Annotated in this window: 14 protein-coding genes; 11 read left to right on the top strand and 3 right to left on the bottom strand. The window is 65.0% G+C overall.

Going from position 1 to position 22,130, the window contains the following annotated elements; genetic code table 11:
• The first annotated feature begins 483 nt into the window (after nt 1-483).
• Together P5P86_RS18185 and P5P86_RS18180 are read left to right on the top strand one after the other, a co-directional pair.
• Complete coding sequence (locus P5P86_RS18185) at nt 484-7,194, top strand: DNRLRE domain-containing protein (protein WP_280608858.1); 6,711 nt, start codon at nt 484-486, stop codon at nt 7,192-7,194.
• Complete coding sequence (locus P5P86_RS18180) at nt 7,185-7,628, top strand: hypothetical protein (protein WP_280608857.1); 444 nt, start codon at nt 7,185-7,187, stop codon at nt 7,626-7,628. Before P5P86_RS18185 ends, P5P86_RS18180 begins: the two co-directional genes overlap by 10 nt.
• Nucleotides 7,629-7,690: 62 nt before the next feature.
• On the opposite strand, the gene P5P86_RS18175 is transcribed toward P5P86_RS18180, so the two are convergent.
• Nucleotides 7,691-8,809, bottom strand: coding sequence for an IS630 family transposase (locus P5P86_RS18175; RefSeq protein WP_280608856.1), 1,119 nt, complete (start codon nt 8,807-8,809; stop codon nt 7,691-7,693).
• Nucleotides 8,810-9,181: 372 nt separating this feature from the next.
• Here P5P86_RS18175 and P5P86_RS18170 point away from each other — a divergent pair, with 372 nt between their 5' ends.
• The gene (locus P5P86_RS18170; protein WP_280608855.1) at nt 9,182-10,099 is read left to right on the top strand and encodes a beta family protein; all 918 of its coding nucleotides are present in this window, start codon (nt 9,182-9,184) and stop codon (nt 10,097-10,099) included.
• Between the two features lie 408 nt (nt 10,100-10,507).
• Here P5P86_RS18170 and P5P86_RS18165 read toward each other — a convergent pair whose 3' ends face one another.
• Both P5P86_RS18165 and P5P86_RS18160 read right to left on the bottom strand, forming a co-directional pair.
• Entirely contained in the window at nt 10,508-10,921 is a 414-nt protein-coding gene (locus tag P5P86_RS18165; protein ID WP_280611285.1) for a terminase gpP N-terminus-related DNA-binding protein, read from the bottom strand.
• 93 nt (nt 10,922-11,014) lie between these two features.
• On the bottom strand, nt 11,015-12,043 hold the full coding sequence (locus P5P86_RS18160; protein WP_280608854.1) for a LacI family DNA-binding transcriptional regulator: 1,029 nt from the start codon (nt 12,041-12,043) through the stop codon (nt 11,015-11,017).
• Nucleotides 12,044-12,214: 171 nt separating this feature from the next.
• Between P5P86_RS18160 and P5P86_RS18155 the strand changes: the two genes are divergently transcribed.
• The 8 genes from P5P86_RS18155 (at nt 12,215) to P5P86_RS18120 (ending at nt 22,123) form a co-directional block, all read left to right on the top strand.
• A complete protein-coding gene (locus tag P5P86_RS18155) occupies nt 12,215-13,759 on the top strand; it encodes a sugar ABC transporter ATP-binding protein (RefSeq protein ID WP_280608853.1) in 1,545 nt (514 codons plus the stop codon).
• The gene (locus P5P86_RS18150; protein WP_280608852.1) at nt 13,756-14,787 is read left to right on the top strand and encodes an ABC transporter permease; all 1,032 of its coding nucleotides are present in this window, start codon (nt 13,756-13,758) and stop codon (nt 14,785-14,787) included. The genes P5P86_RS18155 and P5P86_RS18150 overlap by 4 nt, the downstream gene beginning before the upstream one ends.
• Complete coding sequence (locus P5P86_RS18145; RefSeq protein WP_280608851.1) at nt 14,784-15,875, top strand: ABC transporter permease; 1,092 nt, start codon at nt 14,784-14,786, stop codon at nt 15,873-15,875. Before P5P86_RS18150 ends, P5P86_RS18145 begins: the two co-directional genes overlap by 4 nt.
• Before the next feature lie 5 nt (nt 15,876-15,880).
• On the top strand, nt 15,881-16,939 hold the full coding sequence (gene rhaS / locus P5P86_RS18140; RefSeq protein ID WP_280608850.1) for a rhamnose ABC transporter substrate-binding protein: 1,059 nt from the start codon (nt 15,881-15,883) through the stop codon (nt 16,937-16,939).
• 86 nt (nt 16,940-17,025) lie between these two features.
• Complete coding sequence (locus tag P5P86_RS18135) at nt 17,026-17,412, top strand: L-rhamnose mutarotase (protein WP_280608849.1); 387 nt, start codon at nt 17,026-17,028, stop codon at nt 17,410-17,412.
• A 1-nt stretch (nt 17,413) separates the two neighbouring features.
• On the top strand, nt 17,414-18,577 hold the full coding sequence (rhaI, locus tag P5P86_RS18130; RefSeq protein ID WP_280608848.1) for an L-rhamnose isomerase: 1,164 nt from the start codon (nt 17,414-17,416) through the stop codon (nt 18,575-18,577).
• 4 nt (nt 18,578-18,581) lie between these two features.
• On the top strand, nt 18,582-20,624 hold the full coding sequence (locus P5P86_RS18125) for a bifunctional aldolase/short-chain dehydrogenase (RefSeq protein WP_280608847.1): 2,043 nt from the start codon (nt 18,582-18,584) through the stop codon (nt 20,622-20,624).
• Entirely contained in the window at nt 20,621-22,123 is a 1,503-nt protein-coding gene (locus P5P86_RS18120) for a rhamnulokinase (protein WP_280608846.1), read from the top strand. Before P5P86_RS18125 ends, P5P86_RS18120 begins: the two co-directional genes overlap by 4 nt.
• The last annotated feature ends 7 nt before the right edge of the window (nt 22,124-22,130 follow it).

Raw genomic sequence — 22,130 nt, 5'->3', positions numbered from 1 at the left:
GTCTGAAGGACTGATCGGCACTGGACGACTGGTCGCAGAAGTCGCGCCTGGCCGCGCTGCGCCTGTACGCATCCGACGCGTGGCGGACCGTCTCCCGCTACCTCCTGTTCTTCGCTCCGAAGTGGGTCGTCGCGATCGAGGTGACACGGGCCAGCAAGCCTTACCTGTTCGCAGCATTGGGCTTGCCGCGGTAACTGAGCGCCTGGACAGCTGCCGGGTTAGCTCAAGGGCCAGGCAGTGTCGTTGATCAGCCGGCCGGTGTGGTGCCGGCGGTTCAGCACACCGCAGCAGCCTCCGCGATCACAGCTTGGCCACGTGGAAACGCGCCGGGCCGGTACGACGTCAGTCAGGCGTTCAACATGCTGCGGTCAGAAAATTCTTCGATTTCACACAGGTAGCAGTCAGGAACGCGTAGCGTGCGGCTGACTGTCCCGCTTGGGGACAGATGCGGGCGACGAGCCCAGGCGAACCGGGGGGCTGACCATGCGAGATCGTCTCGTCTTCACTCGTAAGACCACGAATTCACCCAGTAATCTGTTCGGTGGCGTCCGCCGCAGTGCCCTTGCCGGCATCGCACTAGTGGTTGCTTCGGCATATCTTCCTGCAGCGGTGACGCCATTGACGGACGCTGCGGAGGCAGCGCCCGTAGTGCACGACGCTGCGGGGAAGGTCACGACCTCGCCGGACGAAGTGTCGGCGCGAGTGAATGCTCGGCGGCAGGGATCTAGAGTCGAGATCACGAGCGATCGCACTCAATACTCGACAGCCTGGGCCAACCCAGACGGCACTGTTACTGTCGAAACGGCAATCTCGCCCGTTCGCATTCTCGACGATCATGGCAGTTGGGTACCGGTCGATTACGATCTGGTCCCTACCGCCGACGGGAACTACGCGCCCAAGGCGTCGCCGGTCAATGTTGTCTTCTCTGGCGGTGGTGATGGACCGGCCGCTATGGCGACCAAGGGCGCAAAGGAATTGAGTCTATCGTTCGATAAGAAACTGCCCGTTCCTGTCATCAGTGGAAACAGCGCAACTTACAAAGTCAGCACCAACGTTGACCTGGTATTGAGTGCCACCGCCCACGGCATGGAAGAATCGTACGTCCTCGCCAACAAGCCAGCGAATCTCGCATCTCTCGATGGCCTCGCCCTGCAGATCGGTACCTCCGGACTAAAGCCAACGACCAGCGACAGCGATCAGCCAGGAGCGGTCGTTCTCAACGCGACAGCAGGGAAAAGCCGGGGGCAGACAGCGATGACTGTTACAGCGCCGGTCATCTATGACGCAAAGGTGGATCCAGACGGTACGCCCGTGAACTCTATCACCGTTGCGAATACTCTCACCCCTGGTGATACAGCCCAAAATGAGAGCACCAGTGAGGCAGCCGGGCCAACAACTCCTGGTAGCTTGAATCTCGGCATAACCGACGCATCAGGCGTTGCTCCGGAGAATTTGAAAAACTTTTTGAACGACCCCGCAACGGTCTACCCCGTCACGATCGACCCTGCCGTGAACATCACGCCCAGCCGTGATACTTGGATCCGGCAAGGTGATCTGACCTCACATGGCGGAGATTACAATCTCAAGTTTGGTGACGTTTCCGGCGACAAACGCCGCGCGCTGCTGAATTTTCCACTCAGCGCCGTTCCGAGCGGCAAGACAATCATCTCCGCGTCCCTGAGCATTTTTAACACTGTCTCCAACTCCTGCGCGTCGCAGCCGATGCTGGCCTATCCGATCACGTCGCTCTGGTACGCCACTGACGTTTGGGCTACGCAGCCGACTTATACAAGCTCTTACGCTGGATCGGCATCGTGGTCCCACGGCTACTCAAACAGCTGCCCTAACGCTTTCGGATCGATCGACGTCACCTCAATGGTTCGGGCGTGGTATGCCGGTACCCTCGAGAACGACGGTGTGATGTTGCGCGCAAGCGATGAGACTGCCGACATTCAGGATAAGACCTTCTGTTCGCACCAGCCCGACTCCAGTGCCCCAGCATGCAATTCCACGGGCCGCGTCCCGGCCCTGGCGGTCACGTTCAACACCGTCCCGAGCACGCCGACGGCGCCCACGGTAACTACAACCTCCACTCCCAGTAATGCCGGGTTTTCTACATCAACGACGCCGAAGCTCATGACCACTCTCACCGACTCCGATGGCAGCGTGCACGCGAACTTCACCATCAAGCAAGGCGCCGCAGTCGTGTGGACAGGCAGTACGGCCGCAGGCGCGCAGGGTGCTGCGTCGATCCAGGTTCCGGCTGGGAAGCTCATTGACGGGGGCACCTATTCGGTCACGGCAACAGCACAGGACCCGTATGTAACCAGCGCGCCTTCGGCAGCGACGACTTTCACCGTTGATACAAGCCCCCCGACGACGACTATCAACGCCGCCAAATATATCCAAGGCCAGTGGGACTCGACGGGGCCCGTCGCCGATACCTTTACGCTCACGGGCTCCGCAGACACGAAGACCTTCAGCTATACACTCAACGGCGGCGCGCCCGCGAGCGTCAGCGCCAACGCTTCCGGGGTTGCAACCTTCGCTTGGACCCCTACCAAAGGCGTCAACACAATCTTGGCAACAGCTACTGATAAGGCCGGAAACGTTGGAAAGAAAGAGACTTTCGGTTTCGGAGCGGGTCCAGCCGGAATGGACAGTCTAACTTCCGATACGGTTTCCACCGGCTCTTTTCCCATACAAGCCGACGGCCCCTCGGGCGCCGTTAGAGCTACCGCAAGCTGGCGATTCTCCGGGTCGACCTCGTGGATCCCGCTGGTCGCGGACCAGGTAACCGACGACCAACTAATCGACACGGAAACCGGCGGCGCTTGGCAAGGCTCCGTCGTGTCAGGCACAATCCCGGGAGGTCCTGAATCTACTTCAAACACGCCGCAACTAATCTGGAATGCAAGTGCTGAGACGTATGTGCCAAACGAAGGCGGGGCCCAAGAAAAACTGACAGCGCCCGCGCGTCTCGACATTCGAATTTGCTTCATCATGCCTGGCGACATCAGTAAGTGCGCTATAGAAAGCGGTGCGCAGCTCGTACCGACGGCTTTCGGCGGCGACTTCCCGTCCACGGATCTCGGGCCGGCGAAGGTCGCGCTGACGACGGGCGAAATGAGCCTGTCGGAACAAGACGCCGCCGATGCGTCGGCAGGTATTGGGCGGACATTCGATTCATACGATAGCTCGTCGCTGTCGGCCGGAGCGCGGACGGACCCGTTTGGCCCGGGTTGGTCGACGACTCTTCAGGCTCCGGGCGATGCTGCCGCAACCCTAGTGGACCGTCGTGATCAGGACCGAACTCTGGTCTTGGTTACGGCCGGAAATTCAACCCAAGAATTTGCGCCGGTCTCGAACTCTGACGAGGTTTCTGCGCCGACAGTTCCAATCGTCTTCAAGCCGGCCGGGCTTGACGATGGCTCGCGCCTCACGCTTGATCCAACAAGCGGGGGGACCACAACCCCCAGTGCAGGACCGTGGACAGCAACTCTGGTCCGAGCAGGTGCTGGAGGGGACGGCGGTGAGATCACAACATGGACGCAGGCGCTTACCGGGGAGACTGCAGGCACGTGGATATACGAGTCGTCTTCGGCGAGTGAGTCTAACAGCGATGATCCCGAGGTAGTGCTGACCGCAACCGCTGCCGGCGCACCCACCTGGATCGCACAAACCGATCCAGGTGACGCCACGACATGCACCGATGCAGTTCAAGAGGCAGGATGTCGTGGGCTGCGACTTGCCTACGGAACCTTCGGATCCGGTGCATCGGCAGTTCAACGCATCATTCGGATCGACCGCGTCGTCGCTGATAGCGAGCACGTGACCGTTGAGACCGCTGCGAGTTTCACTTACAGCGGGTCTGCGTCGCTCCTGGCGACTGCGTGTGGCCCTGACCCCGACGCTACCGATACTGGTAACGGGCCACTCGTACCACTGTGCACGGCCTACGAGTACAACACCACGACGGTCGAAGGCAGGACCTTGCTGAGCAAGGTGACTCCAGCTGGCCAGGCTTCTTGGACGTTCACGTACGACGCCGCGGGCCGCGTTACTCGTACAGCACGTGTCCTTGACTCTGCGAGCACAGATGGAAGCGGCCTTGCGACGTGGCGGGTTCTATACGGCCTGAACCCAGCCGCCACGGGAGTCGACTTTTCAGTGTCGAACGCGGCACGATGGGGACAGACAGTCTTGCCGATGGCGGCCGCTGCCGTATACACGCCTTCCGATGACAGTTCGACCGACATTACTAGAGCGAATCTATGGTTCTATGACGTCGCCGGCGCACTGACTAATACAGCGGTTCACGGAAACATTGATCCGAGCGGGTCTGGCTCGGGTACGTGGTTGGTCGATACGACTTGGTATGACGCCTACGGGAACGCATCTCGGGTGCTGAGCGCGGCCGGTCGCGCACGTGCGCTCAGTTCGTCGACTGACCCCGCGCAGCAGGCAGCGGTCGCAGAATTGGAATCAAAGTTCAACTACTACAATGATGACGGGGACGCCGACCATCAGGATGGCGACGGATCGCGGATCGAGGACGAATACGACCCCGCGGATACCTCCGTTCTTAAAGACGGTACGGTGGGCCTCTACCGCGCGCACACGACATACATCTACGACGGCGCGCAGGACGGGCCGCATTCATCTTCGTCACTCGGGGGACCGGAAAAGCCGGCGTACGCGGCGGACGAGAATACGTTCGGCCTAGTGGTGGAGGAACGTCGGTCTGCGGCTGACTCCCAAATGGCTCTGGGCTCTGCGTCCGCGGAGCATGATGTTGTAGTCACGCGGTACGGCTACGGCCCGATCGTGTCTGGGGACGGCAACGGCTGGACTCTTGGTGTTGCGACGACGACTAAGACCCAGCTCGCAGATGGCTCCTGGAACGTCGAGACAGACAGGTACGACGCGAATGGGCTTCAGATCGAGACGCGAAGTCCCGGCGGTGCCGCAGATCAGAATGGTGCGGGCAGCGATGCTCACAGCACCATTACCATCTATTACGGTGTCGGTTCGTCTGATCCGCGCTGTGACATCACAGGACATCCTGATCGCATGCGATGGGACGGGTTGGTCTGTATTGTCGAGGCGGCGATTCAGCCCCCAGGGCGGACAACTGTCGTACGACACTATGCGTCATACGACGCTGATCTGCAGCCCCTCATCGTGACGGAGACTGCAGGTGCCGCTACGCGGATGACCAGCACGACATATGACCGTGTGGGAAGAGTGACCCGTCGAGCAGTCTCAGTATCCGGCACCGGAGTCGACGTTGACATGCGCGTCACGACACTTACGTACAGTCCTACGACTGGCCTGCAAACGGAGTCGTCTGACGCCGGTAGTACGCCGGGAAGTGACACCAGCACGCTCGCGACCGGCTACGACTCGTGGGGGCGCGTCGTCTCCTATGCTGATAGCACCGGACTTGTATCGAAGACCCACTACACCGCAGATGGGGCTGTATCCACATTCTTTGACGGATCCGGCACGTACACCTATACGTACGACGAGCCCAGTGGTAATTCTGGTGAGCACCGCGGTCTGCTGACAGCAGTCGACGCCGGCGTCGTGGCGGGCGCTGATGAGACATTTGCGATTCGCTACGACGCTGCGGGTGCAGTTTCGGCGGTCTCTTACCCCAACGGCTTGCAGGCGGTCGTAGAGCATAACAATTCGCTCGCGGTGACTCGCCTCGACTACGTGTCAAAAAATGCATCGCAGCCTATGCTTAGCTTTGCGAACGCGGTGGATATCGATGATCGAGTCGTGACAGGCAATTCGGTCTCGTCGCGCCAAGGATATTCGTACGATTCGATCGGACGGCTCATCGAGGTGCGGACTTGGGACGGCTCTGCAGCAGGGGCAGGCGCCGTGGCAGGTGAGTGCTCGGTTCACCGATATCACTTCACCGCAAGTTCGGAGCGAGATCGCACCGACTACTTCGGACCGGCTTCCGATGGTTCGTGCCAGACAAGCATCGCGCAAAGCTCAACGTCGGCAACTTACGACGACGCCGGTCGGCGACTCGACTCGGGCTATACCTACGACGCGCTCGGCCGCACGCTGACGGTACCCGCCGAAGATTTGAACGACGTCGGGGGTTCCGAATCCAAGGCGACCTACTTTGCAGACGATAAAGTCAAGTCGCTTTCGGAGACGCCGACTAACCCCGAAGCCGATACTGCGGATATCTTGGTTTCGTACGGCGTAGACCCCGATGGACGGACGTCGACCGCGACGACGACGGAAGGCGGCGTCTCGACGGATCGAGTTCGCTATCAATTCAGCGACGTCACAGACTCGCCGAGTGGCATCGAGGAGTCTCGCGATGACGGTACGTCATGGATCCGAACAAGATATGTCAAACTGCCTGGCTTGGGCACGGTGGCGACCGTTACTGGCGACTCAATGACATATCAACTCACAAACATTCATGGCGATTTCGTCGCGACACAAGCGGCTGAGCTTGGGTCGGCGCAAATTGGCAGTTATGGTGAATACGACGAATTCGGAAACCCGATCCATTCTGGTGCTACTCGCGTGCGCTATGGGTTTCTAGGGAAGGACCAACGGGCTACGGATACTCCGGGTAATGCACTAATTATGATGGGCGCCCGAGTATACAATCCAAAGACAGGTTCGTTCTTGTCGGTCGACCCGGTTCCGGGTGGGAATGCCACGCCGTATGGTTATCCCGAAGATCCCATCAATAACACGGATATTAGCGGTCAAGCAAAGTGTCCAAGTAGCAGCTATTGGGTCGGTAAGCCAATCGTTGATTACAGCGGCTTTGTCGATGTTCCAAGTGCGTACTGCTATGACGGCGGGGCTTCGGGCTCGACTCATGACTATTGCACGATGTACCCTGACGGATATGGCGACGTCAGCTTCAAGGGTCCATGCGCATATCACGATATGTGCCTGGGATATGGTTGGGGGAACGCCCGGAGCGACTGCGATGGAATCTTCGGCTGGGAATTGAAGCGAAACTGCAATTGGTATTATGATCGCCACAAAGGTGGGCCGTTCCATGATCGGAGTGGCTGCGTGCGGCGAGCTCAAACGGCCCATGCTGCCGTCGTCGCGAAGACTAAAACGATCGGCAAGTATACAAGATCAATCAGCGTGCTATGCTACCTCTATTGGCGGAATGGAGCGGTGACGTGCAAGTGACGACAGTAAAGCCTTTAAGCGGTCGTTCGACCGTTCTTTTCGTTTCCGCATGTGTGCTTATCTTGGCATCTATCGCGCCGTGGGTGGTTGCGATCTTGGGCGGGCATGACGCGGAGGCTGATGGGATTGGCGGTTGGCCGGACGCCGCGATTTTGTTTGGCCCGGTGATCGCTTTTGTGGCCGCATTGGCAATGTTGAGGGCACTACGACCCGTCTACATGACTTCGATCTTGACGGTTATCGTTCTTTCGGGTTGCTATACCTGTTTGGCGGTCGCCTATGTTGCAATGGGTCCGAGTTCGGCCCTTGAATTCAGTTCGAACGTCACTCAAGTTCTACAGGCTCTACTACTGATGTTCATGATCGTTCTGCCATTCAGTGCAATAGTGGCCGCTGCGGCGTTGCTACTGCGGCAACGCGTGCAGCAGACGTAGGAGCAGGTTGCGCGAATTGATGTCGAATTGCCGCTTATCCTGCCAAGTGTAAGGTCGGTCTGCTAGTGGCGCGGATTTGAAGTTGTTGGACGGTTGGCCTTCTTGAGGATCGCTTCGGCGGTCTTGGTCCACACGAAGGGGTGGGCGCGTTTGTTCCAGCCCTCGATGTAGGCGCGGCGCTTGGCGTTGAGGTCGGGAACAGACTTGAAGACGCCGCGGCGGACGGCTTGGCGTTCGACCAGGCCGAACCAGACCTCGACGAGGTTCATCCAGGTGGCGTGGGTCGGGGTGAAGTGGACCTTGAACCGGGGGTGTTCGGCTAGCCAGGCGCGGACGTTTCGGTGCTTGTGGGTGGCGTAGTTGTCCATCACCAGGTGCAGCTCGACGGGCTCACCGTTCCCGTCGAGGGCGTCGCGGAAGGTCCGCTCGATCTGCTTGAGGAAGGCCAAGAACTCCTGGTGGCGGTGCTTCGGTTTCAAGGCCGCGGTGACCTGGCCGGTGGCGATCTCGAGTGCGGCGAACAGGGTGGTGGTGCCGTGCCGGTAGTAGTCGTGCGAGCGCCGCTCGATCCTGCCTTCTTGCATCGGCAGGATCGGCACCGTGCGGTCCAGCGCCTGGATCTGGGACTTCTCATCGACGCTGAGCACGATCGCGTTCGCTGGGCTGCCCCCGTCCGCCTGGCTGGCGCCGAGGTAGAGCCCGCAGATGTCGGTGACCTTCCCGACCAGCTCGGGGTCGGTGGAGAACCGGAACGACTCGGCCTTCCACGGCTTCACACCGTAGGAGCGCCATGCCCGAGCGATGGTGGTGTTGCTCGTGTCCAACCGTTTCGCCAGCAGGCGGCTCGACCAGTGCGTCACCCCAAGCTTCTTCGGCGGCGGTTTCAAGGTGGCGGTCACGATCGCGGCGTGGTCAAGCTCCCGGGGACGCCCAGAGTGCTCCTGATCCTCCAGGCCCGCGATCCCGCGTTCGGCGTAGCGGGCCCGCCACTGGATCACCGTCGTTCGTGAGGCGCTCACCCGAGACGCGATATCCTCTTTGGCCCCCCCATCAGCAGCCAGCAGGATCATCCGCGCCCGCTTCGCCAGCCCGGCGCGGACCGACCTCGACCGCAGCCAGCCCTCAAGCTTCTCCCGATCGCCATCACGCAACACCAACGCCGGGGCAGGACGATTCGCCATAACCCGATGATTTCAGAAACACAACCGTTCAGGAACTAACGCCACGCGCCACTAGCCAGATGCTACTAACTCGATACTAAACGACCGATAGACGCTTGCGAGGGCCGGCTGCTAACGTCCGTTCATCCATTGTCTTCGGCGGGCGTTCGCTGCATCTGACCGGCGATCAGCCCGACCAGACTGTACGTCATTCGAACGGCTGCAACGACACCGAGGACGGACGAATTCTTTCGTCCCGCCCTCGGTGGCATGACGACCCTAGTTGGCGGCCTCGATGGCCAGATCCGCGACTCGGACACGGTTGCCCCAGGCAACGACCCGAATCCGCCGCGCGACACGAAGTAGGTCTGTGTGACGACGTACCGGCCCATCTTGAAGGCCAAGCCGGGTGAGTTCCAGGCAATCGGCGAGCTCGGCCGGCCGGTCGAATCATCACTGCTCGTAATCTACGAGCTGTGCTCTGAGGCAGACGGCAACCATCTCGCCGGCTTATACAAGGCGCTCGGCAACGCGACGAAGTACTTGCCTGGCCTCACCACTCTGGCGTTCGGCTGCAGCCATGTTCCGCTCTTTCACAGCGGCACGACGATTCCCTTGGAGGTTAGCCAAGGGTTCGCCAACGCTGGTATGCGCATGCTTCCCGTCGTCGGTGTGAGCGACCCGGGGCCCACGCGGACCGCTCTCGCAGTCGCTGCGGCTATTCACGGACAGGGCGCGATCCTTCGGCACTCCGTTGGCGACATTGGCAGCGCCGTCCTCACCGCTGGCGACGTCGCTACCTTGTCGGCAGACCTTGGTGTTCCGGTGTCTCGGCTGCACTTGGTCATCGACTTCGCGGCTGCGGTCGACGCGCAATTGGCTCCGCAGACGATCACGGCGGCCAAAACGCAGGTGGCCGCAGCGGCGGTGCTGGGATCTTGGGCATCGATTACCGTCGCGTCGGGCGCCTTCCCTGTCAGTATCAGCAACCTGCAGGTCGGCGTCCGACACGATCTCCAGCGGCGCGAGGCTGATCTTTGGAGCGCGGTAATATTCAAAAGCAGATCGCAGGTGGCCTGCGTCCACCTCCTTACCCTTGGTAGCCATATGCAATTCATACTCATATTTCAATGGACGGGCGTCTCGGATAAAGATTTCGACGCGCTCGTTGACATGGAAGATTCGCTTGAGCTTCTCCTTGACTCGGACCATGGATATGTAGACGGACATGATTTTGGCGCCGGCGAGATGAATATATTTGTCTACACGATCGGCCGCTGGAGACATTTCGAGAAGCTCAAAATAATTTAGCGTCGCAGCCGGGATGGCCAGGTGTGCGGGCGGCGTACCGAGCAATTGACGGCGATAGGTACACGGTTGTTTGGCCGCCTGATCTTCGGGAATTTACAGTTTCCTAGACTGATATCAGGCCGAGCACTATTCGCTTCGCGCCGTTTATGTGACTAGGGCAATCTAGCGAGCTGTCCGTGCTGGGCTATCGAAAACCTGTTTTAGGAAGTGCGGCTGATGAAACATAAAGTCTGGTCTCGCGACACAGTGACTCGTCGGCTCGCCCACGAACCTCAGGGCTGGCGGCCAACGACTCTCGTGGTGTCGATCCGCCTCTACCGCTGCGCCGGCTGCGGTACATCGCCAGGACCTGCTTGAGACCGGCGGGTCCAGACCGCAGCTACACCGTCAAGTGGCGCGTTCGGCAGATCACAAGTAGCGCCAGTCATGCGGGCCGCGCAGACTGACACCCCGCTTCTTGAGCTGGTTGTGGATCGTGGCCTGATCAAACTTGAGGTGGTCGGCGATGCGAGCGGCCGACCAGCCGGCGACGTAGAGCCGGACTGCTTCGTCGACCTGAGCCGCCGTGATGCGTCGCGGTCGGCGGATCGACACCCCTTCTCGCCGCAACAACTTGCCGATCGTGTCGCGCTTCACGCCGTACTGCTGGGCCAGGCTGGACATGGTGGCGCCAGCCTCATAGGCCGCGACCACGGCTTGGCGCTGGTCAGCCGTGAAGCGAAAGGCACGTTTGGGCGGCACGGCCGGCGCCGAGCGGGCTGCAGGCGCCTCCGAGGACAGGACGTTGACCAGTCGCCAAAACTGTTTCGATCTTTGTCCCATCAGGACCACCAGATCGTGGCAACCGCGGCGCGACCCGGACCCCTATGGGGCCGGGTCGTTCTGCGTCGTCGGAGGGGAGTGCCGGCCGGCTCGTCACCCCGTGGTCGAGGCTCGCGCGACCAGGGTCGGGGTGAAGACCACCTGCTGGTGTTCGTGCTGGGGGTTGGAGCCCTCGTCGAGCACCAGCTCGGCGGCCGTGCGTCCCAGCTCCTGCCGTGGCTGGCGCACCGAGGTGAGCGGTACGGCGGCGGTCGCGGCGAACTCGATGTCGTCGTACCCGACCAGGGCGAGGTCGCCGGGCACCCGCCACCCTCGCCCGATCGCGTGCTGGAGCAGGCCGAGGGCGACCAGGTCGTTGGCGCAGAAGACGGCGGTGGGCCGACGGGCGCTGGGGATGCCCGCGAGCTGCTCGCCGACGGTGCGTCCCTCGGCCGCCGTGAGCGTCGTGCACTCCAGTGAGATCAGGTCCGCGGCGGGAAGGCCGGCGTCGGTCCAGGCCGCGCGGGCGCCCTCGTAGCGGTCGGCTACCTGCCCGACCGACATGGGGCCGCCGGCGAAGGCCACCCGCCGGTGACCGAGGTCGATGAGGTGCTCCAGCGCCAGCCGACCACCGAGGATGTCGTCGACGGCGACGGTGCACAGGTCCGCCGAGCCGCGGGTGCGGTCGACGACGACCAGCGGGGTGCGCTCGGCGATGGTCTGCAGCGCCGGGCTCTCCGGATCGACGGGCGTGATCAGGATGCCCTGGACCTGCCGCTCCTGCAGCTGGGAGAGCAGGGCGGTCTCGCGTGTGGCCCGGTTGTCGCTGTTGCACAGGAACAGGGTGTGGTCGAGCGCCTCGGTGGCCAGCTCGATGCCGTGCGCGACGTCGGTGAAGAACGGGTTGCGCGAGTCGAGCATGACGTAGGCCAGCGTGCTGCTCCGGCCGGTGCGCAGCGACCGCGCGGTCTCGTTGCGCACGAAGCCGAGATCGGCCATGGCCCGCTCGACGCGCTCGCGGGTGGTGGTGCTGACCAGCTCGGGGCGGTTGAGCACGTTGGACACCGTGCCGAGCGACACGCCGGCTGCCGCGGCCACGTCCTTCACCGACGACCCACGTCGGCTGCCGTGCTGCTTCGCCATGTCCCCACCCCCGGTTCATCGTTGAAACGCTCAAAACCCTGCGAGGAGTTAAGCAGACTTCGTCGCTTCGCACCGTGCGAGGCGGAAAGTTGAGGAAGGTGCTTGACGACTGTGATCACAGTCACCTACAGTCGAGCCCGTTGTTTTGAAACCTTTCAAAAGGAGCGGTCAATGCCTGGACCGAACCCCGAAGTGGTGCTTGAGCTGCGCGACGTGGCCAAGTCCTTCGGTTCCGTCGTGGCGCTGCGCAGCAGCAGCCTGACGGTGGAGCGCGGGTCCATCCACGCCCTCGTCGGCGAGAACGGCGCCGGCAAGTCGACGCTGATCAAGATCGTCGCGGGCGTGCACCGCCGCGACGCCGGGACCTTCCGTTTCCGCGGCGAGGACGTGGACTTCGCCTCGACAGCCGCCTCGAAGGCGGCCGGCATCGCGGTGATCTACCAGGAGCCGACGCTGTTCCCGGACCTGTCGGTCACCGAGAACATCTTCATGGGTCGTCAGCCCCTGGGCCGTGGTCGCCGGATCGACCGGGCGGCGATGTACGCCGAGGCCGAGGCGCTGTTCAAGCGCCTCGGGGTCCGCATCGATCCGCGTCGGCCGGCCCGCGGACTCTCGATCGCCGACCAGCAGATCATCGAGATCGCCAAGGCCATCTCGCTGGACGCCAGCCTTCTCATCATGGACGAGCCGACCGCGGCGCTGTCGGGTGTCGAGGTAGAGCGGCTGTTCGCCGTCGCTCGCAGCCTGCGCGACGAGGGCCGCGGGCTGGTCTTCATCTCGCACCGCTTCGACGAGGTCTTCGACCTGTGCGACACGGTGACGGTGATGCGCGATGGGGAGTACATCTCCACCGACCCGATCGCCGAGACCTCGGTCGAGGAGATCGTGGCCCGCATGGTCGGGCGTGAGGTCGCCGAGCTCTTCCCGAAGACGCCGGCGCCGATCGGCGAGCCTGTCCTCGAGGTCACCGGGCTCAACTCCGCCGGGGTCTTCCACGACGTCAGCTTCACCGTCCGCGCCGGCGAGATCGTCGGTCTGGCGGGCCTTGTCGGGGCCGGACGCAGCGAGATCGCCCGCGCGGTCTTCGGCGTCGACGGCTACGACTCAGGCTCGGTGCGGATGCTCGGTCGCGAGGTGCCGCGGCGCAACGTCCGCGCGGCGATCAAGGCCGGCCTCGCCTTCATCCCCGAGGACCGGCGCAAGCAGGGCCTGGTGGTCGACTCCTCGGTGGCCCACAACGTCGCCGCGGTGATCCGCACCGGGCTCGCCAAGGCGGGGGTGCTGACGACCGCGGCCGAGAACCGTGCGAGCGGACCGTGGGCGAGCCGCCTGGAGGTCAAGACCTCGGCGCTCGACATGGCCGCGAGCACCATGAGCGGCGGCAACCAGCAGAAGGTCGTCATCGCCAAGTGGCTGGCCACCGAGCCGAAGCTGCTGATCATCGACGAGCCCACCCGCGGCATCGACGTCGGCACCAAGTCCGAGGTGCACCGTCTGCTCTCCGACCTCGCCGGACGCGGCGTCGCGATCCTGATGATCTCCTCCGAGCTGCCCGAGGTGCTCGGCATGGCCGACCGCGTGCTGGTCGTGTGCGAGGGCGAGATCACCGCCGACATCGCCCGCGACGAGGCGACGCCGGAGAAGGTCATGCACGCCGCCACCCGGTCCGCACGCCCCAACGACCTGCCGACGACATCGGTGGAGGTGTCTGCATGAGCGCCCTGACCCTGAGCCCCAGCGAGATCTCGCCCGTACGGCGGATCCTGGGCGGCGCCCTGCGCTCGCGAGAGATCGCCGTCGCGGTGGTGCTGGTGCTGGTCATCGCGGTGACCACCGTGAAGAACTCGCACTTCCTCTTCGGCGACAACAGCTGGCGCGACCTGCTCCTGACGCCGTCCATCCTGCTCATCCTCGCTGTCGGGCAGGCAGCGGTGATCATCACCCGCAACGTCGACCTGTCGGTCGGCTCCGTGGTCGGCCTCACGGCGTACCTGACCGGCCGGATCTTCATCGCCCACCCCGGCACACCGGTCTTCCTCGTGTTCCTGATCGGGCTCGGCTTCGGCGCGGTGCTCGGCCTGGTCAACGGGGTGCTGGTGGCCTGGGGCAAGGTCCCCGCGCTGGTGATCACGCTCGGCACGATGTACATCTACCGCGGTATCTTCCTGTCGTGGGCCGGGAGCAACCGGGTCAACGCCTCCGACATGCCCGACAGCTTCCTCAACCTGGGCACCAAGCAGATCGCCTCCATCCCGGTGCTGTTCCTCCTGGCGGTGGTGGTGCTGGCGGTCGTCGGCTACTACCTCTACACCGCCCGCGGCGGTCGTGAGCTGTACGCCATCGGCTCCGACCCCGACGCGGCCGACCTCTACGGGCTGAAGGTGACGCGCCGCATCCTCGCGGCGTTCCTCCTCTCCGGGGCGATGGCCGGCCTGGCCGGTGTCGCCACGGCGGCCCGCTACGGCACGGTCAGCTCCAACGCCGGGCTGAACCTCGAGCTGCAGGCCGTCGGCGCCGCGGTCATCGGCGGTGTGGCGATCTTCGGCGGCAGCGGCACCGTGTGGGGCGCCGCGATCGGCGCCTTCCTGCTCGTGACGATCAACCGCGCGCTGCCGGTGCTGGGAGTCCAGGACTTCTGGCAGCAGTTCGTGGTCGGCGTCCTCATCATCGGCTCCATCGTGCTCGACCGGGTGCTCTCCGTCCGGCGTGACCGCAAGATCATCGAAGCGAGGGACAACGCATGACCTCCGCGACCGTCGGCGACACCGCGCCGACCACCCGCACCTACCCGGCCTACAGCCGGCCGCTGTGGCGACGGGTGCTGCTCACCCGCGAGTTCGCGATCATCGCGCTGCTCGTCCTCGTCTTCGCCTGGGCGGCCGGCAACGTGGCCAACTTCAACAGCCCGCTGACGATCTACTTCCTCGGCCTGGACAACGCCGAGATCATGCTGATCGCGCTGCCGATGGCCCTGGTGATCATCACCGGCGAGATCGACCTCTCCGTCGCCAGCGTCGTGGGTCTGTCCAGCGTGATGGTGGGCATCCTGCACCAGGACGCCGGACTGTCGATCCCGCTGGCGGGGCTGATCGCCATCCTGGTCGGTGTCGTCGCCGGGGCCCTCAACGGGTTCCTGGTCGCCTACGTGGGGCTGCCGTCCCTGGCGGTCACGATCGGCACGCAAGCGCTGTTCCGCGGTCTCGCTGTCGGCCTGCTCGGCACCACGGCCAAGACGGACTTCCCGACGAAGTGGACGAACCTCGCCCAGCAGCACATCGGCAACACCCGCTACCCGGTGATCGTGATCCCGATCCTGGTGCTCCTGGTGATCTTCGTGTGGCTGCTGCACTTCTCCTCCTTCGGCCGCGGGGTCTTCGAGATCGGCCTGAACGACGAGGCGGCCCACTTCAGCGGCGTCAACGTCGCCCGCACGAAGTTCATCCTGTTCATCCTCACCGCTGCAGTCTCGGCGGCTGCAGGCATCTACATCACCCTGCGCACCGGCAACGCCCGCGGTGACAACGCCACCGGCGACGAGCTGAAGGTGATCGCAGCGGTCCTGCTCGGCGGTGTGTCGATCTTCGGCGGCCGCGGTGCGCTGCACGGCGTCGTCGCCGGCGTCCTGCTCATCGGCGTCATCCAGAGCGCGATGCGCCTGGAGAACCAGACGGTCAACGTCATCAACATCGTCATCGGCGCACTCCTGGTGCTCTCGGTGATGTCCACCAGCGTCCTCGCCTGGCTGTCCAAGCAGTCGGCCCGGCGGACGGGTCTCGGAACCCTCAGGCGACGGCAAGCGGTCGCCTCTTCATCCAGCACCACAGAGAGGTAAGAACAATGAAGTTCAGCACTCGACGGCTGTCCGCCCTCGCGGCAGTTGCCGTGACGGCCACGCTGAGCCTGACCGCTTGCGGCAGCAGCGACAACAACAGCGCGAGCGGCGGCGGCAACAGCAGCGGCGGCAGCGGCGGCAGCGCCTCGGGCACCACCGTGACGTTCATCCCGAAGAACCTCGGCAACCCCTACTTCGACGCCTCGGACAAGGACGGTGGCCAGAAGGCCGTCAACGAGTTCAAGGGCAAGTACCAGGAGGTCGGCCCCGACACCGCCACCCCCGACGGTCAGGTCTCCTTCATCAACACCGCCGCCCAGCAGGGCGTCAAGGCGCTGGTCATCTCGGCCGACGACCCGAAGGCGCCGTGCAGTGCGATCAAGCAGGCGATGTCGGCCGGCACCAAGGTCGTGACCTTCGACTCCGACACCAGCGCCGACTGCCGCGACCTGTACATCAGCCAGGCCTCCGCCGAGGGCATCGCCAAGACCCAGGTCGACCAGATCGCCCAGCAGATCGGCGACTCGGGGGAGATCGCGATCCTCTCGGCCGCTGCGAACGCGACCAACCAGAACGCCTGGATCGATCTGATGAAGAAGGACCTGGCGGCCGATCACCCGAACATCAAGCTCGACGGCGTGGTCTACGGCAACGACGACGACCAGACCTCCTTCGACAAGACCGCCGCCCTGCTGCAGGACCACCCGAACCTGAAGGGCATCATCTCGCCGACCACCGTCGGCATCGCGGCCGCGGCCCGCTACCTCGACACCTCCTCGGCCAAGGGCAAGGTCGCGCTGACGGGTCTGGGCACCCCCAACCAGATGCGCAAGTACGTCAAGGACGGCACCGTGACGTCCTTCGCGCTGTGGAACCCCAGCGACCTGGGCTACCTGGCGGCGTACGCGGCCAAGGCCCTGGTCGACGGCACCATCACCGGCAAGCAGGGTGACACCTTCACCGCCGGCACGCTCGGCAAGTACACCGTGGGCGCGGACGGGACCGTCCTGCTGGGCGACCCGACGGTCTTCGACAAGTCGAACATCGACAAGTTCAACTTCTGATCCATCCCCCCCTCCGCCCGGGTCCGGCCGCGCATCCCCCATCGCGGCCGGACCCGGGAACCTCCCGCATCGATGAGGACGTCCCCGTGCGTGTCTGCTTCCAGCTCCAGGTCAAGCCCGATCGGCTCGAGGAGTACAAGGCCCGGCACCGGGCCGTGTGGCCCGACATGCTCGAGGCGCTCGCCGCCAGTGGGTGGTCCAACTACTCCCTGTTCCTGCGTCCCGACGGCCTGCTCATCGGCTACTTCGAGACGACCTCGCTCGAGGAGGCCGTCTCGGCGATGAACCGCACCGACGTCAACGAGCGCTGGCAGGCGCAGATGGGCGATTTCTTCGTCGACCTCGACGGCCGCGCGCCGGACACCGGATTCCTCCGACTCGAGGAGGTCTTCCACCTCGAGGACCAGCTCGAGCGGACCCGCTCGACCCCCAGCGCCACTCCAGAAGCCACCGCAACACGAGAAGCGAACTGACATGACGACCTTCCAAGAGATCGCTCCCCTCCTCGAGGGCCAGGCGATCGAAGTCCCCTCCTGGGCCTACGGCAACTCCGGGACCAGGTTCAAGGTCTTCGGCACTCCCGGCACCCCCCGCACGGTCGAGGAGAAGATCGCCGACGCCGCCACGGTGCACCGCTACACCGGTCTTGCACCGACCGTCGCGCTGCACATCCCGTGGGACCTGGTCGACGACTTCGGCGCCCTGCGCCGGTACGCCGACGACCTCGGCATCGGCCTCGGCACGATCAACTCGAACACCTTCCAGGACGACGACTACAAGCTCGGCGCCCTGACCCACACCGACCGTCGCATCCGGCAGAAGGCGATCGACCACCACCTGGCGTGCATCGACGTCATGGACGCCACCGGCTCGCGCGACCTGAAGATCTGGCTGGCCGAGGGCTCGAACTACCCCGGTCAGGCGGACATCCGCGGCCGCCAGGACCGCCTGGCCGAGAGCCTGCAGACGATCTACGACCGGCTCGGCGAGGACCAGCGCCTGGTGCTGGAGTACAAGTTCTTCGAGCCGGCGTTCTACCACACCGACGTCCCGGACTGGGGTACGTCGTACGTCCAGGTGGCGGCGCTGGGGGAGAAGGCGATGGTCTGCCTCGACACCGGGCACCACGCGCCGGGCACGAACATCGAGTTCATCGTCGCCCAGCTGCTGCGGTTGGGGAAGCTCGGCTCCTTCGACTTCAACAGCCGCTTCTACGCCGACGACGACCTCATCGTGGGTGCGGCCGACCCCTTCCAGCTGTTCCGGATCCTGGTGGAGTGCGTGCGCGGCGGTGCGTTGGAGGCCGACAGCGATGTCGCCTTCATGCTCGACCAGTGCCACAACATCGAGGACAAGATCCCGGGCCAGATCCGGTCGGTCCTCAACGTGCAGGAGATGACGGCGCGCGCGCTGCTCCTCGACCGCGCCGCGCTGACCAAGGCGCAGGAGAGCGGCGACGTGCTGCTCGCCAACGAGATCTTCATGGACGCCTTCTACACCGACGTCCGAGCCGACCTCGCCGCCTGGCGCGAGGGCCGGGGGCTGCCCGCCAACCCGATGCGGGCCTACCTGGAGAGCGGCTACCAGCAGCAGATCGAGGCGGACCGCGTGGGCGGTACGCAGGCAGGATGGAACTGAACCAATGACCTCGTATAACGGGACGGCAGCCGAGCTGATCGCTCGCTCCAACCGCCTGGGCGCCGACCCGAAGAACACCAACTACGCGGGTGGCAACACCTCGGCCAAGGGCACCGAGACCGACCCGGTCACCGGCGAGCCCGTGGAGCTGGTCTGGGTCAAGGGCTCCGGCGGCGACCTGGGCACCCTCAAGGAGTCGGGCCTGGCCGTGCTCCGACTGGACCGGATGCGCGCACTGGTCGACGTCTACCCGGGCGTCGAGCGCGAGGACGAGATGGTCGCGGCCTTCGACTACTGCCTGCACGGCAACGGCGGCGCCGCGCCGTCGATCGACACCGCGATGCACGGCCTGGTCGACGCCGCCCACGTCGACCACCTCCACCCCGACTCCGGCATCGCGATCGCTACCGCCGCCGACGGCGAGGCGCTGACCGAGAAGATCTTCGGTGACAAGGTCGTCTGGGTGCCGTGGCGCAGGCCCGGCTTCCAGCTGGGGCTGGACATCGCCGCGATCAAGGAGAAGAACCCGCAGGCCATCGGCTGCATCCTCGGCGGCCACGGGATCACCGCGTGGGGCGACTCCAGCGACGAGGCCGAGCAGAACTCGCTGTGGATCATCGACACCGCCGCGGCGTACATCGCCGAGCACAGCAAGGCCGAGCCGTTCGGTCCGGCCCTCGAGGGGTACGGCGCCCTGCCGGACGCCGAGCGTCGCGCGAAGGCGGCAGCACTCGCGCCGACCATCCGCGGCATCGCCTCGGCGGACCGCCCGATGGTCGGCCACTTCAACGACTCCGACGTCGTCCTGGACTTCCTCGCCGCCACCGAGCACCCGCGGCTGGCCGGTCTCGGCACCTCCTGCCCCGACCACTTCCTGCGCACGAAGGTCAAGCCGCTCGTGCTGGACCTGCCGGCGTCGGCGAGCGTGGAGGAGTCGATCGCGCGGCTCAAGGAGCTCGCGGTGTCCTACCGCGAGGACTACCAGGGCTACTACGACCGCAACGCCACACCGGACTCGCCGGCGATCCGCGGCAAGGACCCGCTCATCGTGCTGGTCCCGGGCGTCGGCATGTTCAGCTTCGGCAAGGACAAGCAGACCGCCCGGGTGGCAGGGGAGTTCTACGTCAACGCCATCAACGTGATGCGCGGTGCGGAGGGGCTCTCGACGTACGCGCCGATCGACGAGGCGGAGAAGTTCCGCATCGAGTACTGGGCGCTGGAGGAGGCCAAGCTCCAGCGGATGCCGAAGCCGAAGCCGCTGGCGACCCGCGTCGCGCTGGTCACCGGTGCCGCCTCCGGGATCGGCAAGGCCACCGCCAAGAAGCTGGCCGAGAACGGCGCCTGCGTCGTGATCGCCGACCTGTCGCTGGAGAAGGCGCAGGAGGCGGCCGCCGAGCTGGGCTCGACCGACGTCGCCGTCGGCGTCCAGGTCGACGTCTCCAGCGCCGACGCGGTCCAGGCCGCCGTCGACGCGGCCGTGCTGGCCTTCGGCGGGGTGGACCTCATCGTCAACAACGCCGGCCTCTCGCTCTCGCGCTCGCTGCTGGAGACCACCGAGAAGGACTGGGACCTGCAGCACGACGTGATGGCCAAGGGCTCGTTCCTGGTCTCCAAGGCGACCGCCAAGGTCATGATCGAGCAGGAGCTGGGCGGCGACATCGTCTATATCTCCTCGAAGAACTCGATCTTCGCCGGCCCGAACAACGTCGCGTACGGCGCGGCCAAGGCCGACCAGGCCCACCAGGTCCGGCTGCTCGCGGCGGAGCTGGGGGAGCACGGCATCAAGGTCAACGGTGTCAACCCCGACGGCGTCGTCCAGGGCTCGGGCATCTTCGCCAGCGGCTGGGGAGCCAACCGTGCCGCCGTCTACGGCGTGGAGGAGAAGGACCTGGGCAAGTTCTACGCCCAGCGCACGATCCTCAAGCGCGAGGTCCTGCCGGAGAACATCGCCAACGCGGTCTTCGTGCTCTGCACCGCCGAGCTCAGCCACACCACGGGCCTGCACATCCCTGTCGACGCGGGCGTCGCGGCGGCCTTCCTGCGATGAGCATCGCCTCCTCGGGGCCGCTGCGCGTCGCGGCGGTCGACCTCGGCGCCACCAGTGGTCGGGTGATGGCCGCCGAGGTAGGACCGGACGTGCTGCGCCTCGAGGAGGTGCACCGCTTCCCCAACGGCGGCGTGCCGATCCGCTCCTCGCTCTTCTGGGACGTCGTCGGCATCCATCGTGAGGTGCTGGCAGGGCTCCGCAAGGTCGCCCTGGCAGGGCGCCTCGACGGCATCGGCATCGACTCCTGGGCGGTCGACTACGGCCTGCTCGACCGGGACGGCGAGCTGCTCGGCAACCCCTACTCGCACCGGGACGCCCGCACCGTGGGTGTCCCGGAGCGGGTGGCGAAGGTCGTCGACCCGGCTCACCTGTACGCCGTGACGGGCCTGCAGGAGCTGCCGTTCAACACCGTCTTCCAACTCGTGGCGGCGCGCGGCACGGCCGCCCTGGAGTCGGCGCAGACCCTGCTGCTGCTGCCGGACCTGCTCACCTACTGGCTGACAGGGGAGATCGGTGCCGAGCGCACCAACGCCTCGACCACCGGCCTCTACGACGTCAGCGCCCAGGCGTGGTCGGTCGATCTCGCCAAGCGGCTCGGGCTGCCGTGGGCGGCGCTGCCGGCACTGCGGGACCCGGGTTCGGTGGTCGGGCCGGTCCTGCCGGCCATCGGCCAGGCGATCGGCACGAGCGGAGCCGGCGAGCCGGAGGTGCCGGTCATCGCCGTCGGCTCGCACGACACCGCGTCGGCGATCGTCGGCGTACCTGCCCAGGAGGAGGAGATCGCCTACATCTCCTCGGGGACCTGGTCGTTGGTGGGTCTCGAGCTCGACAAGCCCGTCCTCACCGAGGAAGCGCGGCTGGCCAACTTCACCAACGAGGGCGGCGTCGACGGCACCATCCGGTTCCTCAAGAACGTGATGGGTCTGTGGGTGCTCTCGCAGGCCGAGCGCACCTGGGCGGCGCAGGGTCTGACCGCCGACCTGCCCACGCTGCTCGCCGGTGCCGCGCACGTCGCGCCGCTGCGCACGGTCGTCGACATCGACCATCCCTCGCTGCTGCCACCCGGCGACATGCCGGAGCGGTTGCGGGCACTCGCCCGGGCGAGCGGCGAACCCGTGCCGGAGACACCGGCCGAGGTCGTCCGCACCATCCTGGACAGCCTGGCCCTCGCCTACCGCCGCAACCTGCGCCAGGGTGCCGCGCTCGCCGGTCGCACCCTGGAGCTCGTACACGTCGTGGGTGGCGGCTCGCAGAACGCGCTGCTGTGCCAGCTCACCGCCGACGCCTGTGGGCTGCCGGTGCTGGCCGGCCCCGCTGAGGCGGCGGCGCTCGGCAACGCGCTGGTGCAGGCCCGCACCCTGAGCCGGATGCGCGGGGGCGACGACCTGCCGGACCTGGCCGCGATGCGGTCGCTGGTGCGGCGTACGCACGACCTGCGGCGCTACGAGCCACGCTCGGGCGCGGACTGGGACACAGCGGAGAGGCGCCTGTCGCGCTGATCCACCG

The sequence above is a fragment of the Nocardioides sp. BP30 genome, assembly GCF_029873215.1.
Taxonomy (GTDB): Bacteria; Actinomycetota; Actinomycetes; order Propionibacteriales; family Nocardioidaceae; genus Nocardioides.
The sequence above is the reverse complement of the archived record's forward strand: the minus strand, read 5'-3'. Positions and strand labels throughout refer to the sequence as shown.